This is a genomic window from Streptomyces sp. NPDC020965 (assembly GCF_044333555.1).
In the GTDB taxonomy this organism is placed as follows: domain Bacteria; phylum Actinomycetota; class Actinomycetes; order Streptomycetales; family Streptomycetaceae; genus Streptomyces.
This window is the reverse complement of record NZ_JBIRRE010000012.1, coordinates 32,842-47,244: the sequence shown is the minus strand read 5'-3', so window position 1 is coordinate 47,244 and position 14,403 is coordinate 32,842. Positions and strand designations below refer to the sequence as shown.

Genomic DNA, 14,403 nt, shown 5'->3' with positions numbered 1-14,403 from the left:
GCGAACACTCCAGGCACGACGACACACGACGACACACGACGAATGGAACTCCCGGTGGCGCGAACCATCATCGACATCCACATCCTCCAGTCCGTCCCGCCCAGCAATCTCAACCGGGACGACACCGGCGCCCCCAAATCCGCCATCTATGGGGGTGTGCGACGGGCCCGCGTCTCCAGCCAGGCGTGGAAGCGCGCCACCCGGAAGGCGTTCGACGAACTGCTCCCGTCCTCGGACCTGGGCGTGCGGACGAAGAAGGTCGCCGAGACCCTCGCCGACCGGATCACCACACTGGACGAGTCGGTCAGCCGCGACGCCGCGATCGAGCTCGCCGCCGAGTTGATGCGGGTCGCGACCGGTTCCAAGATCGAGGTGCCGAAGCGCAAGGCGAAGGACGACGCCGCCGACGAGGCGGCGCCGGAGTCCTCGTACCTCATGTTCCTGAGCAGTCGGCAGTTCGACGCGCTGGCCGCGCTCGCCGTGGAGGGCGGTAAGGGCGGCGACCTCAAGGCGCTCAAGGACTTCCTCAAGGACCGTGAGAACAAGGCGAAGGCACGCGCGGCGGTCGACACCCGGCACTCGGTGGACATCGCGCTCTTCGGGCGGATGGTGGCCGACTCCGCCGATCTCAATGTGGACGCGGCCACCCAGGTGGCCCATGCGATCGGCGTCCACAGGTCCGAGATCGAATCGGACTATTTCACCGCCGTGGACGATGAGAACAAGGACGCCGAATCCGGCGCGGGGATGATCGGGTCCATCGACTTCAACTCCGCGACGCTGTACCGCTATGCCGCCGTCGACGTCAATGAGCTGCATGAGAACCTCGGCACGGGGTTGCGCTCCGACGAGCCCGCGACGACGCCCACGGAGCGGGCGGTGGGTGCCTTCCTCGAAGCGTTCATCACCTCGCTGCCCACCGGCAAGATCAACACCTTCGGCAACCACACCCTGCCAGCGGCCGTCATCGTGAAGCTCCGCGACCGGCGCCCGATCAGCTTCGTCGGCGCGTTCGAAACACCGGTGAGCCAGGGCGACACGGGCGGATTCCTCGCGTCGAGCTGTGCACGGCTCGCCGCGTACGTCCCCGACCTGGAGCGGCAGTACGACGTGACGGACCCCGACGGGAGCTGGGTCTTCCGCGTCGGCGCGGAGACGGAGGCGCTCGCGGGCCTCGGCGCCGAGGTCACGCTCCGCCAACTGGTCAAGGGTGTGGAGGACGAGGTGGCCCGGCGGCTGCGGTCCGGCGCATGAGCGTGCTGCTGCTGCGGCTCGCCGGGCCCCTCCAGTCCTGGGGTTCGGCGGCCCGCTTCGTCCGACGGAGCACGGAGAACGCACCGACGAAGAGCGGTGTACTCGGACTGCTCGCCGCCGCCCAGGGCCGTACCCGGGAGGCGGACCTCTCCGATCTGGCCGCGCTGCGATTCGGGGTGCGGATCGACCAACCCGGCACCCGGCTGCGGGACTTCCAGACCGCGCACCACGCCGACTCGGGCAAGTCGATGCCCCTCTCCGAGCGGTTCTATCTCGCTGACGCGGTCTTCGTGGCGGGCGTGGAGGGCGATGCCGGGCTGCTCCAAGAGCTGCACGACGCTCTGCACGCACCCGGCTTCCTCCCCTTCCTCGGCCGCCGCTCCTGCCCACCCTCCCGGCCCATCACCATGGGTCCCCCGGCTCGACTGTCGCTGGAAGACGCCCTGCGGACCACCCCGTGGCAGGCGTCGGACTGGTACACGCGGGGGCGGCGGGAGGTGACCGCGCCGAAGGAGCTGGACCTGCTGATCGACGCCCCGGCCGGCGAGCCTCCGCACCTCTCCATCCGGGACACACCGCTCAGCTTCGATCCACGCCATCGGCGTTACGGGCTGCGCGGCGTCCACACCAGCCAAACCGCCACCCCACCCCGGCCGGACGACCAACCCGCGCCGCCGCCCCACGAGCCCACGGCCCTCCTCGCACCCGTGCCGACAGCTCCCCCGAGGAACAGCTGATGTACCTGACACAGTTCCGCGTCAACACCGGTCGCCCCGAGGCCCGTCGGCTGCTCGGCTCACCGCATCTCATGCACGGGGCCGTGAATATGGCCTTTCCCGAACTCCCGGCCCGGGACGGCCTGGGACCGCGTGTCCTGTGGCGGGTCGACCACGCCCCTCAGGACAGGCCCCGGCTCTTCATCGTCAGCCCGGACCGCCCCGATCTGACCCACCTGGTCGAGCAGGCCGGTTGGCCGACGCTGGACACACCAGGCTGGACCACCTTCGACTACGGAACCTTCCTCGACGCCATCGCCAAGGGGGACACCTGGGGCTTCCGGCTCACCGCGAACCCGGTGCACCACATCCGCAGAGCGGAGGACAAGGAGGGCGCCCCCACGAAGCGGGCCGCCCATGTCACCCCCCGGCACCAGCTCGGCTGGCTGCTCCAGCGGCAGGAGCGGGCGGGCTTCGAGATCGTACGGAAATCCCCCGACAAGCGACTGACGGAGTTCGGCGACGAACACGAACTGATCGTGCGGGACTACCTGCCCCTCCAGTTCCGCCGCGCGCCCGCACGGCAGTCCAAGGAGGACGTCCGCTTCACCCGGGTCACCTTCGACGGCCGGCTCAGAGTCACCGATCCGGAAGTGCTCCGTCGCACCCTCACCCACGGCCTGGGCAAGGCCAAGGCGTACGGCTGCGGGCTGATGACCCTGGCCCCCGTGGGGGGAGAGTGACCACCGTCAGCCGACGCGGGGCCCTCTCACCGCGTGAGCTCACCCGGGTCGGCGACCGGCTGTCCTTCGTCTACCTGGAGCGCTGCACCGTCCACCGGGAGGACAACGCCATCACGGCGACGGACGCGGACGGGGTGACACACATCCCCTCCGCGACCATCGGCACCCTGCTCCTCGGCCCCGGCACCCGGGTGACCCACCAGGCGATGCTCGTCCTCGGCGAGTGCGGGGCCGCGGTGGTCTGGGTGGGTGAGCAGGGAGTCCGGTTCTACGCCGGCGGCAGGGCGCTGAACCGCTCATCGGGCCTGGCCGAGGCCCAGGCCACGGCATGGGCGAACCGCCGCACCCGACTGGACGTCGCCCGCGCCATGTACTCCCTGCGCTTTCCCGACGAGGACCCGTCCGGCAAGTCCCGTAAGGAACTCCTCGGCATGGAGGGCATCCGGCTCAAGGAGTGCTACCGCCGCGAATCCGTGCGCACCGGAGTCCCCTGGAGGCGCCGCGAGTACCACCGCGACGACTTCTCGGCCGGCGACGCCCCCAACCAGGGCGTCACCGCGGCCGGACAGTGCATGTACGGAATCGCCCACGCGGTCATCTCCGCACTCGGCTGCTCCCCGGCCCTGGGCTTCGTCCACTCCGGCAATGAGCGCTCCTTCGTCATGGACGTGGCCGACCTCTATAAGACGGAGGTCGCGATCCCGGCCGCGTTCGACGCCGCGGCCGACGGCGAGGAGGACGTGGCGTCCCGCACCCGCAGGGCCCTGCGCGACCGCATCAACGAGACGGACCTGCTCGACCGCTGCGTACGGGACATCAAGCACCTGCTCGGTTACGACGGCACCCGAGACACGGCGGAGGACGGGGACAACATGACCCTGCAGTCGGACGGCGACACGCATGTGGCGAGCGGCCGCAACTACGCGGACGAGCCAATCTGGTGATCGTCATCGTCCTCGCCAACTGCCCGTCCGGCCTGCGCGGCTTCCTCACCCGCTGGCTCCTGGAGATCTCCCCGGGCGTCTTCGTGGGCGCGCCATCGGCTCGCGTACGGGACGTCCTGTGGGCAGAGGTCCCCGAATACGCCAACCAGGGCCGCGCCCTCCTGGTCCACCAGTCCGACACCGAACAGGGCTTCACCTTCCAAACCCACGACCACGCCTGGCACCCAACCGACCACGAGGGCCTCACCTTGATCCACCGCCCAACCCCCGGAGCCCCGACCCGAGATGAGGCTGAAACGCCGCGACCCCCGCGCCAGGGCTGGAGCAAGGCGTCGAAGCGGCGCAGATTCGGGGGGCGGTAGGGATCGCGGTGGAGTCGATTGACACGGAGAGGAGCGATTTGACCGCTAGGCCGGAATCTCGACTAGTGGGCGAAAACGAGCCCCACGCGCGGTAAAGCCACAGGTGGGGAAGGGTGCTCCCCGCACACGCGGGGGTGGTCCCAGCTCGGCGACGACAGCGGTGTGACGGGATCGGTGCTCCCCGCACACGCGGGGGTGGTCCCACCCGAGGCGGTGCCGCACCCGCCGCAGGAGGGTGCTCCCCGCACACGCGGGGGTGGTCCCAGCGCATCATCAATTTGATGCTCGATGGCTCCGTGCTCCCCGCACACGCGGGGGTGGTCCGGCTCGGGGTCCGCGTCGGAGACCTCCCCGGGTGCTCCCCGCGCACGCGGGGGTGGTCCCGTTGTCGGCGGCGGCGCACCGGTCGGTGGTCAGTGCTCCCCGCGCACGCGGGGGTGGTCCCATGGTCACGCTGGCCAAGCTGGCGCCGGACTGGTGCTCCCCGCGCACGCGGGGCTGGTCCCGGCACAAGCACCCGCGCGCCGCGCGTGACCCCGTGGTCCCCGCGCACGCGGGGGTACTCTCTCCTCAATCGCGCCGGACTTCTAGCGCAAGATCGAAGATATTCCGCGCGGCCGAATTCGAGCGATGGGGACGAAGACGACGACCGATACTCGCGACATGGCGATCCACTTTACCTGAATGCACTGACGGGTATTCCTCAAGAATGCCCTTCCAGGTTTCGCAAGCCGCCTCCAATTGCCCAATCTCAAGCTGCCGCTCAGCGATCATCGACTGGAAGCGCAGGGCAGACCTCCGAGTTTCCTCCGGGCGCCTCAGTTTAAAATGCTGCTTGAGGGATTCAACGCTGCCCGCCACATCTCCCAATCCATAGCGAACTTGTGCAGCATGGTAGGCCAAGGTCGCCGGATCATAACCCCCGAATGCGCTTGACACGCTCTCAGCCTTATCCATTGCCCGTTCGGCATCCAGAATGCAGCTCAGGGCATTCCCCTTATCTCCCGCGACCGCGAAAGAATGCGCCTGCTGGCCCGCCATAAAAGCACGCATGCGCGAACCGGTTTTCGGCGAAGTATCGGCAGCAGCGTTAGCCAGACGCACCGCTAACGGTCCATGGCCGAGGTCTACGGCCTGAACCGAGACGCCCCGAAGGATATGGCAGTACGTCATGCGGTCGCCACTCGCGCCGGCAAGCTGAAGGCCCTTGACGTAATACCGTTGTGCGAGCCCCTGCAACCCTTCGTCCACCGCCATCCATCCCGTGAGATAGCAGAGGAAAGCGGCAGCGGACATCATGGCTTTGCGAACCTCGGCAGGCCCATCCGCTTGCAAGAGCGGCGACACCGTATTCACGATGAATGCTGCAGCGAGGGGACGCGTGTGCCGACCTCCACAATCGTCGTAGGTGACGGAAAGACTATCGGTCATCTTTTTAACGAGGTCGACGTCAGACGTTCCTATGCCGCATTTCGCACTCGCCTGAACAGTTTTCATTCTATCTACGACGTCCGGCCAATCAGGGATTGTTAGCACGACGGAGAAGAGGCTGGCTCCAAGAAAGTTACGACGTTCCATATCCTGACTCCCCAGATCGATCAACTCTTCCACAATGGAGCATTTACTTTGACCTTGCACGGGAGCCGGGAATCCAGATTCTGCGTAAGTGATCCGCCGCCCTAACTTCCTCGCCAAGGCTTCCACAATGAGAGAACGCGCATCTTCCTTGGGCACATGACCTTTGAGCCACGCGTGAACTGTTGAGGCCGAATACGTACGCGGCGTTCCTCGCTCGGTTCCGATGAGATTGACCGCCCGGGCGAGAGCATTAAGCGTCCATCCGGTGTCCCGGTGTAGCCGGTTCAGCGCTTCGTTGGGCGTGGGCCCGTTCGTCGCCACAGGACGTCAACTCCTTGTGCTGAGTGTTTCGTTTGAAGCTTTTGAAATCCGACGCCGCTTCAACGGTACCGCTGTGCGTGACCGCCCAGTTGCCTAGAGCGAGCACGAATCAGTACGGCACAGCACTCAGCGAAGGGCGACAAGACGATGGCTGACCAACAGAGCCACTCCGGCTCGGCGGACCACGTCACGGACCTGGACACGACCTCCGACGGCGACTCGCCAAGCCTTCGCTCATTGCGGGAGCGGGTGCGGGAGGTCAATGAGGAGCACGAGCACTGGCGGATCACATGACCCGTCTCTACACATGGCTCACCCTGGTGGCGAGAGCCACCGAGACCCGGTCAGGGTCGCGCTTCCCACGCACTCTGTGGCCGCTGTCACCGAAAGAACGTGAACTCCGCCTTCTGCTAAGCGAGTTACGGCGCCTGGAGAAGGATCCGGAGTTCGCCGGCGAGTGGCAGGCGGAGCTGGCCGAGGGGTGGCGGCGGATCGAGTTCGACCGAGCCCTGTTACGGGCGCTGGAGGAGCGGGGCGACGGCGGCGATCCATCATGAGCGGCCCCCTCGAACCGTGGCGTGCCTACCACTGTGACGTGGTCGCCGAAGGTCCCGTGTACGGCAGCGACGTGCCGGTTGCCTACGTTCTCGCGACCACGTCGGAATTCTCCCCGCGCCGGGCGCTGTTGTGGATGTGCGGGCAGGCACGGCGGATCGCCAACGGGCTCGACCCCGTGTGGGCCCGACCGGTCAACGAAACCGCCTTCCAAGGGAGCCGACCGGACGGGCCGACCCGGCTCCGCGCCTGGGCCAACGCCATCGAGCGGAGCAGCCCTGTCCGAGCGCAGCTCAAGGCTGGCACTCCCCTGACCCTCACCGTGGACGACGGGGGCAACGGCGTCTTCCGGCTGGCGATCTGGCCCGTGATCGTACGGCTGGGTCCCGAGCCGGAGATATCTGCCGACGGTTCTCTTCGCGTTGGTCCGAAGGTGTTCTCCCTCCAGCTCACAGGAGTGGTTCGGTGTCCCCGGAACACGGAAGCGATCACCGTCCGACGCGGGAGGCGTTCCTCTGCGGAGTCACGCAGGTCCTGCCGCCCGCTCTGGTCCTGGACGCGTTGACCGCCGCGCCGGTCGACGGCGGTGACATCGACGTCATGACCGGACTGCGCTGCGAGCTTCAGCAGCACCACACCGGGCCACACTTCGCCATCGTCCGGCTCCTCTACGCCTTCCGCCCCGACGCCGTATGGACCCGATGGACCGACGGACACGACCCCGAAACCGTCCTCGTCCTGCCCGACTGCCCCCGAGACACCGGCACACCACCCGACCCGGACGACCACTGCACCCTCTTCCTCCACCACCCAGGACGCTGCTCCTTCACCCTGACCGACCCCGAGCGCCAACGCCTCCTGCATGACCACCCGCACCAACAGCGCCTGTTCCACCCACCCCCCATCGGAGTGAGCGACCCAATGCCCGGATCGAACGGCTGCCAGGAACGACCCATCGAGCTGCCCATGCTCCCGACACCACAAACCCCCACCCCAACCGCAGGCTGCACCCTCTGCACGCTCCTCGACACCTGGCGCACGACCCACAACAACCCTGATCACCCCGAACACAACCCCTCCCGCGCCATCGACTGCGGCATTGAAATCCGCAACCACCCGCACACTCCGCCGAAGATGACCCTGCCCACCAGCACCCCCGACCCGAAGTAACAACTGCCGCCCCGGAGCTGTCGATCGCCGCTCTTGGGCGAGCGTCCCAGAGCCGGTCGGCCCGGATCAGACGCAAAGAGAGAAGGGACGAACACATGGCCATCACCACTGCGAGGACCCCGCTCCGAGGCCGCCAAGCGGTCCGCTCCATGCTCGAACAGCAGACCCTGACGCCGGCTGATCTTTCGCTGGTCCTGCTCGTCACGGCGGAGGCAGCCGACCGGCCCATGCCCACGTACACGGTGGACGAGATTCCCAGTGTGATCCGGGACGCGCACCGGCTCGGCATCCGGTCAGTGAAGCTGTTCGCCGAGTCCGCTGAGCGTGACGACTCCGGGGAACTCGCGCTGGTCGCGGACTCGATCATGGCCCGCGCCATCCAAGCGGCCAAGGAAGCCGAACCGAGCATCGCGGTGATGACGGAAGCCTGCCTGTGCTCGTACACCACGGGTGGAGTCTGCTACCTGTCCGACCGGCGCGGGCGCCCGGACGAGGCCGCCACCGCGCACGCCACCGGAGCGCAAGCACTCGCACACGCGGAAGCCGGGGCGGACGTCGTCGGACCGGCGTCCATGGTCCTCGGGACGGTCCACCAGGTCCGCGCCGTGCTGAACGAGTGTGGGCACGGAAACGTTGGCGTGATGCCACATGTGATCTTCTGGTCCGGGCTCTACGACCTGTTCCGCGAAACCATGGGCGCCACCCCCAAAGCGGGGCTCAACCGGGAGTTCCAGATCCACCCGGCGCGATCCGATCAATTCGTGGACACCGCGTTGAAAATGGTGGCGGACGGGGCCGACATGCTGTTGTTGGAGCCCGCCGTTTTCACCGCGGATGTGCTCGCTATGCTCCGGGCGCAGACCCGCGTACCGCTGTTCCCGTTCTCCGTCTCCGGTGAGTACAACGCTCTCGCGCCCTTGGACGCCTCGACCGGTGTACGCGACTTCCGATTACTGCTCGAACTCGTCGCCGTGCTCAAGCGGGCCGGAGCGGCTGCCACGCTCACCTACGCGGCTCGGGACCTCGCGAGGCAACTCAGCTAGATCCGCCCCGTACGGCATCGAGAATTGTCCGTGCGCCCTGGTCGATCAATTCCCCGGCCAGGGCGGCACCGAGCTTCTCCGGCTCTGCGGACGGACCGGTCAGCGTCCCGGAAACGCGCTGCTGGCCATCGAGCGAGGTCACCTGACCCAAGAGAGCGAGTTCCCCATTGGGCAGGCTCTCGGCATACGCGCCCACGGGAACACTGCACCCGCCGTGCAGCTCGGCGAGCAGTGCGCGTTCCGCCAGCACCTCCGTGTCCGCAGCCATATCGCCGACCGTGGACAGAACCGCCCGGACGGCCGCGTCCTCCTCGCGGACCTGGATCCCGAGCGCGCCCTGCCCCGGGCTCGGTGGGAACAAGTCGAGCGGCAACAACTCGTCGATCGCGTCATCGAGCCCGAGCCGGCGAAGCCCCGCCGCCGCCAGGACCACAGCGTCCAGCCCCATGGTTTCGATCTTCTTGAGGCGAGGCGGCACATTCCCCCGGATCGGGACCACTTCAAGATCAGGGCGTACGGCGAGTAGCTGAGCGATACGGCGAGGCGCACCCGTACCGATTCGCGCACCCCTACGCAGGCCCGCGAGGGTCGAACCACACAGTGCGTCGCGCACGTCCTCGCGAGCCGGTGGCGGCACCAGGACGAGTCCCCGAGGGTTCGACGTGGGAAGGTCTTTCAGCGAGTGAACCACCACGTCCACATCACCGCGAGAGAGCGCCGCCTCCTGCTCGCTGCTGAATGCCGATCCGCCGCTGACAGCAGAAACAGCGGACAACAGAGAGCGGCGGTCCTTGTCGCCCCCTTCCAAGATCACACGATGCGTAAAGGTGATCTCGGGAAAGCGCTCGCGCAAGGGGTGCAGGTATTCGCGAACCTGCGCTTTGGCGAGATTACTTGCGCGGGAACCGACAAGGTACGTGGTCATGGAGACCCCATTCCGAAGCCTGACTGGTTGCCACAAGGCTATGAGCGTGCAATAAGTGCTCATGCAGACAGCAGGTCGGGAAGGGCCGAGAACTATGCCGACGCGACTGCACTCGTCGGCACCTGGGGCCGCGCATGGAACGGACCCTCCGCGAGGAGCACGGGCGATGCCAGGGCCGGGGAGGCGCCGACCCTCACCCCGTACAACAGGATCGCTACTTCGACACCCTCACAACACAACGATGCGGTCATCTGAACGACGCCACCTGGCTATCGTGTTACTGGACCTGATCCTTGGGCGACGTGACTCACTCTGACGGTCCTCACACACCCCCTCTCACACCAAAAGGTTCCTATGTCCGAACCTCGGGAAGTGGGCAAAAACCGGCTCCCGCCCGGCTAAAACCGCAGGTCACGAAGGGTAGTCCCCGCGCACGCGGGGGTGGTCCCCCGCTCTGACCAAGGCGGGCCCTACCGAGGTAGTAGTCCCCGCGCACGCGGGGGTGGTCCCGCTGCGGCGAGCACGGCCGGTGCCGGCACTGGGTAGTCCCCGCGCACGCGGGGGTGGTCCGCCGACCCGCCGATCCGGCTCACGGTGACGTCGGTAGTCCCCACGCACGCGGGGGTAGTCCCTTCGACACGGCGGCATCGATATCCGGACGGTCGTAGTCCCCGCGCACGCGGGGGTGGTCCCGATTCGCCGCGCCGTTCCAGTGCGCGCACTTCGTAGTCCCCGCGCACGCGGGGGTGGTCCCTACTTTCGGATATTCGCGCAGCTCATCACGCAGTAGTCCCCGCGCACGCGGGGGTGGTCCCAGTGTCCCCGACATCATCACTCTCGCTGACGCGTGGTCCCCGCGCACGCGGGGGTGGTCCCGAACGGCTTTACGCGCTGGAGTACACCGCGATGTGGTCCCCGCGCACGCGGGGGTGGTCCTATCAAGCCCTCTGTTCGGAAGGCAGCCGCCTCAAGTCACCTCCGCCAGGTTTCACAAGGCGGCAGAACGGTGATTCCGCAGTTGGGGCGACCACCGCCGACCTACTCATCCGCACGGTTTCAGTTTCGACGGAGGGCTGTGTTCGGTTGGGTTTGGGGGCCGCATTCGGGGTGGGCGTGGGGGGTGGGGCGGGCGCCGGATGCGGAGAAGTCGTCGCCGACGCGGTTGTCGGGGGTTGCGGGGACGGGTTGTTGGCAGAAGAGGCAGTATTCGGTGGCGGTCATGGTGTGGTTCCTTGCCGGGTGTTCTGGATCCGCTGGTGTCCGAGACTGATCAGGGCGGCGACGGTGGTGGGGTCGCAGAGACGGCCCGGGTGGGTCATGGGGACGCACCAGTGGAGGCCGGTGTGGTGGGTCTGGTCGGTGCGGGGTACGACGAGCCAGGCGCCCCGGCCCAGGCAGCGGGTGAGGCCGCAGGTCCAGGTCTCGGTGGTCCGGGGCGGGACCAGTGCGTAATACCAGCGGGGGTCGCGGACGACCGGGCCCGACAGCGCCGCCGACAGGACCCCGGCGACGACGACGTGGCCGCTGTCCCCGATCGCCGCGTGCACCAGCTCGCCAGGCATCCGGACGGCGTCGAACCGCCGACCGGTCGGCAGCATCGTGAACCGGTCCACCTGCCAGTCCTGCCACGCCTCGTGCGGCGCGGCGAGCGACTCCGCGAGCCAACGTCCGATCGCGCTGTCCGTGCTGATCCTCATGGCCGCTTCCGTACGCCCGAAGAAGGCGACACCGACCGGGAACCTCCTGCCTCGGTCCACCGACCTTCCTCAACGGATTCAACGAGGCCGATCCGATGAGGGGCTGTGGCGCGGTACTGCCGTGCGGCTGATCCGGCCCCTGGCATCGGATTGCTTCCCATCAGCGGTCGGCGCCAGGGTGCTTGAGAGTCGTTTCGGGCACCGGTTCTCGTCTTCATGCCCCCAGGATCTTGCGACTTTGCGTAACCACTCGATACCCAAGCGGTAATCTCACCGTGGGATGATTTCCCATCCCATTCATGGATATCGGGGAGCCCGGCCATGGCGACGCCACTCGCTTCGATCGACTTACCCGACTGGGCGTGGGAACGAGCCGACGTCCGCCAAGCACTCCGCGCACGCGACATGGGTGCAGTGTTCCGGTGCGTGCAGCGGTACAGCGGCGCCAGCCAGGCTCGGATCGCGACTGCCGTCGGCATGACGCAGGCCCGAGTCAACGAGATCATCAACGGCCGACGCGAAGTCAGCAGGCTCGACGTGTACGAACGGATCGCGAACGGGCTGACCATGCCAAACGCCACCCGGCAACTCCTTGGTCTGGCGGCCAACAAGGAAGAGCAACACGGCGGGACAGCTTTCGATCTGTCCGACTTCCCCGAAGTGGTCCACGTGTACGCGGCACAGGCGTCAGCACGACAGGAGATTCAGCGACTCGCCCGCTCCGCGACCGAACTCGACATCCTCGCTGTGCGGGGTCTCGGTCTCATCGGCCTCAACGATTCGATGCTGCGCGACTGTCTCACGTGTACGGAAGGCGCGTTAAGTGTCCGCGTGCTGCTGCTCGACCCGGACGCGCCCTCGCTCGCTCTTCGAGCGGCGGAGATCGGCGAGTCCGCAGAATCCTTGGCGAGTGGCGTGCGATTGACGGAGGGCCGTTTGCGTGAACTGGCCGGTATCTGCGACATCAGGGTGTATCGGTACGGAACGCTGCCCACATGGCGTGTGATCCGGATCGATTCCACCATGTTCGTCGGCGCCTTCGACGCCGAATGGGAGGGGCATGAGTCGGCCACATACAAGGTGATGGAGACGCCCCATGGCCCTTTGTTCCGAGGCTTCGGGCGCATGATCGAGGCGCTCATCAGCGGCGCGGAACGCACGGTCTGAGAGGAGGAGAGAGGATGATCGAAGCTGAGTTGAAGGCGCTGGTCCATGTGCCAGAGGGGATGCGACGACGGCTGGATGCCCTCGCGTCAGGTCGGGACGAGACGTACTTCGACACCTACTACGACACCCACGATCGCACGCTCGGCGCGAAGGACCAGGAACTCCGGGTTCGCACGGTAGAAACGGCCGGCAGGACGCGCACTCTGCTGACCTTCAAGGACACTACGGTCGACTTGGCGTCCGGATCCAAGCCCGAAAGCGAGACCGGGGTGGAAGACCCTGAGGCGGTGCACGCTGTGCTGCGCGGCCTCGGATACGTACCGTCAATCGCCTTCGAGAAGCGCTGCCGTAACTACGCCTTCGAAGCGAAGGGTCGTCGGATGCTGGCGACCCTGGTCCGCGTGCCCGAACTCGAAGGGACTTTTCTGGAGTTGGAGACCCTGTCCGACGAAGCCGACCTCGCGGCGGCCCTGAGCGATGTTCGGGCACTCCTCACCGAACTGGGCATCGACAGGGAGGATGTGACGCGAGAGCTGTACACCGACGCGGTACGAAGTCGACGCACAGGCGACTCCGTACATCCCTCATGGTCCCCGCGCACGCGGGGGTGATCCCTGGACCCGGTATCTCGATGCCGTTGCGCACGCGTGGTCCCCGCCCACGCGGGGGTGGTCCCGGCATTAAGGGCATGGGAACGTGGCTCGCTGAGTGGTCCCCGCGCACGCGGGGGTGGTCCCACGGCGAAGTGCGCGGCCGGGTACGGGCGGGTGTGGTCCCCGCGCACGCGGGGCTCCCCCCACACAAAACAGCCCGCAGCCCACCCCCGCGCGCCCCACACCCAGCTCACCGCCCCGCAAGGCGACCCAGCCGGATCCGCCCCGTACGGCATCGAGAACCGCCCGTGCTGCCCGGCCGATGCAGCCAGACCGACAACCCGCACGCAGATAGGCACAGCACAGACAGCAGGCCCGGAAGGCCGGAAGACACCGTCAACTAGTTGTGCCGGATCAGCGACCCCACCAGACCCGCGCGCGTGTTCGGATAGTCGAGGGGCACGATGCCCAGTCCCCGCCAGCCGTTCGCCGGGCCGTCCAGGAAGGTGTGCACGCGGGGGTTGAGGTCGTTCGAGTTCCAGCGGGGTGGCAGTAGGGCCGAGGTGCTGACGTAGTTGATGAAGAGCTTCCCCGGCTGCTGGGTCGCCTTGCGGAAGTGGGCCTCGATCTTGGGGTATTTGGCGGCGGGTACGGCGTTCCAGTCGTCCTGGATGTCGAAGAGGGCGCTGTCGGCGTACCGGACGCCGGGGAGGCCGTTGTTGTCGCCGAGGAGGACGACCTTGCCGCGGGAGGCGCCGAGGGTGGGTATCCCGTCGCCGATGCGGAAGAGGGGGCGCCAGCCCTTGGTGTCGAGGTAGGTGTCGAAGACCCCGCGGAAGGTGGCGTCGCTCTCGTTCGAGTACTCCTGTTTGACCCGCATCAGCACGGTTTCCGAGGGGTTCGCCTGGAGGAAGTCGCGGCAGGATATGAGCACATCGCCGAACATCATGTTCTGGAACGCGGCCCCGTGGTGGATGGCGTACGAGTCGCCGGTGACCCGGCAGCGGATGTCCAGGAAGCGGATTCCGCTGATCAACTGGTCACCGATGGTGGTGTTCTGGCACTCCGCCCAGGGGCCGCCGAAGCGGGCGCCGGAGTCATGGGTGCCGGGGATCGTCAGCCGCTGGAGGGCGGTGGAGTCGGGGTGGCCCGCCAGCCAGTCCCGGGTGGACAGGGCACGCCGGGGCGCGGCGGTCGCGAACGGTGCGGGAACGAGGGTGGCCGCGGCGGTGAGGGCCGCGGCGCCGGTGAGGAAGCTCCGTCTGTCCATGACGGGATTATGAGGGGAGCACGTCAACTCCCGCCAGCATCAGGGCTGGTGATAGGCGTGAGGCG

The 14,403-nt window shown here is 67.4% G+C and carries 16 protein-coding genes and 2 CRISPR repeat arrays; of the genes, 11 read left to right on the top strand and 5 right to left on the bottom strand.

Features of this window, described 5'->3' with window-relative positions:
* Window positions 1-54: 54 nt before the first annotated feature.
* From cas7e to cas2e, 5 genes are read left to right on the top strand one after another with little or no spacing between them, the layout of a single operon-like run.
* Window positions 55-1,254, top strand: coding sequence for a type I-E CRISPR-associated protein Cas7/Cse4/CasC (gene cas7e / locus ACH4S7_RS30230; protein WP_398524526.1), 1,200 nt, complete (start codon window positions 55-57; stop codon window positions 1,252-1,254).
* Window positions 1,251-1,991 (top strand): type I-E CRISPR-associated protein Cas5/CasD, encoded by a 741-nt coding sequence (cas5e, locus tag ACH4S7_RS30225; RefSeq protein ID WP_398524525.1) that lies wholly within the window; start codon window positions 1,251-1,253, stop codon window positions 1,989-1,991. Before cas7e ends, cas5e begins: the two co-directional genes overlap by 4 nt.
* Window positions 1,991-2,713, top strand: a complete 723-nt coding sequence (gene cas6e, locus ACH4S7_RS30220; RefSeq protein ID WP_398524524.1) for a type I-E CRISPR-associated protein Cas6/Cse3/CasE — start codon at window positions 1,991-1,993, stop codon at window positions 2,711-2,713. The genes cas5e and cas6e overlap by 1 nt, the downstream gene beginning before the upstream one ends.
* A complete protein-coding gene (gene cas1e / locus ACH4S7_RS30215) occupies window positions 2,710-3,657 on the top strand; it encodes a type I-E CRISPR-associated endonuclease Cas1e (protein WP_398524523.1) in 948 nt (315 codons plus the stop codon). Before cas6e ends, cas1e begins: the two co-directional genes overlap by 4 nt.
* Window positions 3,654-4,019, top strand: coding sequence for a type I-E CRISPR-associated endoribonuclease Cas2e (gene cas2e, locus ACH4S7_RS30210; RefSeq protein ID WP_398524522.1), 366 nt, complete (start codon window positions 3,654-3,656; stop codon window positions 4,017-4,019). Before cas1e ends, cas2e begins: the two co-directional genes overlap by 4 nt.
* Window positions 4,020-4,132: 113 nt before the next feature.
* A CRISPR array of direct repeats spans window positions 4,133-4,578; the repeat unit is 28 nt; unit sequence GTGCTCCCCGCACACGCGGGGGTGGTCC.
* An 11-nt stretch (window positions 4,579-4,589) separates the two neighbouring features.
* Here the strand turns inward: cas2e and ACH4S7_RS30205 are convergent.
* Window positions 4,590-5,918: a tol-pal system YbgF family protein gene (locus ACH4S7_RS30205; protein WP_398524521.1), complete on the bottom strand. Its 1,329-nt coding sequence runs from the start codon at window positions 5,916-5,918 to the stop codon at window positions 4,590-4,592.
* Window positions 5,919-6,065: 147 nt separating this feature from the next.
* On the opposite strand from ACH4S7_RS30205, the gene ACH4S7_RS30200 reads away from it, so the two are divergent.
* From ACH4S7_RS30200 to ACH4S7_RS30185, 4 genes are all read left to right on the top strand, one after another.
* Window positions 6,066-6,212, top strand: coding sequence for a hypothetical protein (locus ACH4S7_RS30200; RefSeq protein WP_398524520.1), 147 nt, complete (start codon window positions 6,066-6,068; stop codon window positions 6,210-6,212).
* A complete protein-coding gene (locus ACH4S7_RS30195; protein WP_398524519.1) occupies window positions 6,209-6,475 on the top strand; it encodes a hypothetical protein in 267 nt (88 codons plus the stop codon). The genes ACH4S7_RS30200 and ACH4S7_RS30195 overlap by 4 nt, the downstream gene beginning before the upstream one ends.
* Before the next feature lie 463 nt (window positions 6,476-6,938).
* Window positions 6,939-7,643 (top strand): hypothetical protein, encoded by a 705-nt coding sequence (locus tag ACH4S7_RS30190; RefSeq protein WP_398524518.1) that lies wholly within the window; start codon window positions 6,939-6,941, stop codon window positions 7,641-7,643.
* A gap of 95 nt (window positions 7,644-7,738) precedes the next feature.
* Window positions 7,739-8,686 carry a hypothetical protein gene (locus tag ACH4S7_RS30185; protein ID WP_398524517.1) on the top strand — a complete coding sequence of 316 codons (948 nt, stop codon included), beginning with the start codon at window positions 7,739-7,741 and terminating at the stop codon, window positions 8,684-8,686.
* Here ACH4S7_RS30185 and hemC read toward each other — a convergent pair.
* The 3 genes from hemC to ACH4S7_RS30170 form a co-directional block, all read right to left on the bottom strand.
* Window positions 8,679-9,611 carry a hydroxymethylbilane synthase gene (hemC, locus tag ACH4S7_RS30180; RefSeq protein ID WP_398524516.1) on the bottom strand — a complete coding sequence of 311 codons (933 nt, stop codon included), beginning with the start codon at window positions 9,609-9,611 and terminating at the stop codon, window positions 8,679-8,681. The genes ACH4S7_RS30185 and hemC overlap by 8 nt on opposite strands.
* Window positions 9,612-10,034: 423 nt before the next feature.
* A CRISPR array of direct repeats spans window positions 10,035-10,548; the repeat unit is 26 nt; unit sequence GTCCCCGCGCACGCGGGGGTGGTCCC.
* Between the two features lie 119 nt (window positions 10,549-10,667).
* The gene (locus tag ACH4S7_RS30175) at window positions 10,668-10,832 is read right to left on the bottom strand and encodes a hypothetical protein (protein WP_398524515.1); all 165 of its coding nucleotides are present in this window, start codon (window positions 10,830-10,832) and stop codon (window positions 10,668-10,670) included.
* On the bottom strand, window positions 10,829-11,308 hold the full coding sequence (locus ACH4S7_RS30170; RefSeq protein WP_398524514.1) for a hypothetical protein: 480 nt from the start codon (window positions 11,306-11,308) through the stop codon (window positions 10,829-10,831). Before ACH4S7_RS30170 ends, ACH4S7_RS30175 begins: the two co-directional genes overlap by 4 nt.
* 321 nt (window positions 11,309-11,629) lie before the next feature.
* On the opposite strand from ACH4S7_RS30170, the gene ACH4S7_RS30165 reads away from it, so the two are divergent.
* Both ACH4S7_RS30165 and cyaB read left to right on the top strand, forming a co-directional pair.
* Window positions 11,630-12,475 carry a helix-turn-helix domain-containing protein gene (locus tag ACH4S7_RS30165; protein WP_398524513.1) on the top strand — a complete coding sequence of 282 codons (846 nt, stop codon included), beginning with the start codon at window positions 11,630-11,632 and terminating at the stop codon, window positions 12,473-12,475.
* A gap of 14 nt (window positions 12,476-12,489) precedes the next feature.
* Window positions 12,490-13,086 carry a class IV adenylate cyclase gene (gene cyaB, locus ACH4S7_RS30160; protein WP_398524512.1) on the top strand — a complete coding sequence of 199 codons (597 nt, stop codon included), beginning with the start codon at window positions 12,490-12,492 and terminating at the stop codon, window positions 13,084-13,086.
* A 382-nt stretch (window positions 13,087-13,468) separates the two neighbouring features.
* Here the strand turns inward: cyaB and ACH4S7_RS30155 are convergent, their stop codons facing one another.
* Window positions 13,469-14,338: a phosphatidylinositol-specific phospholipase C gene (locus tag ACH4S7_RS30155; RefSeq protein ID WP_398524511.1), complete on the bottom strand. Its 870-nt coding sequence runs from the start codon at window positions 14,336-14,338 to the stop codon at window positions 13,469-13,471.
* Window positions 14,339-14,403 lie beyond the last annotated feature (65 nt).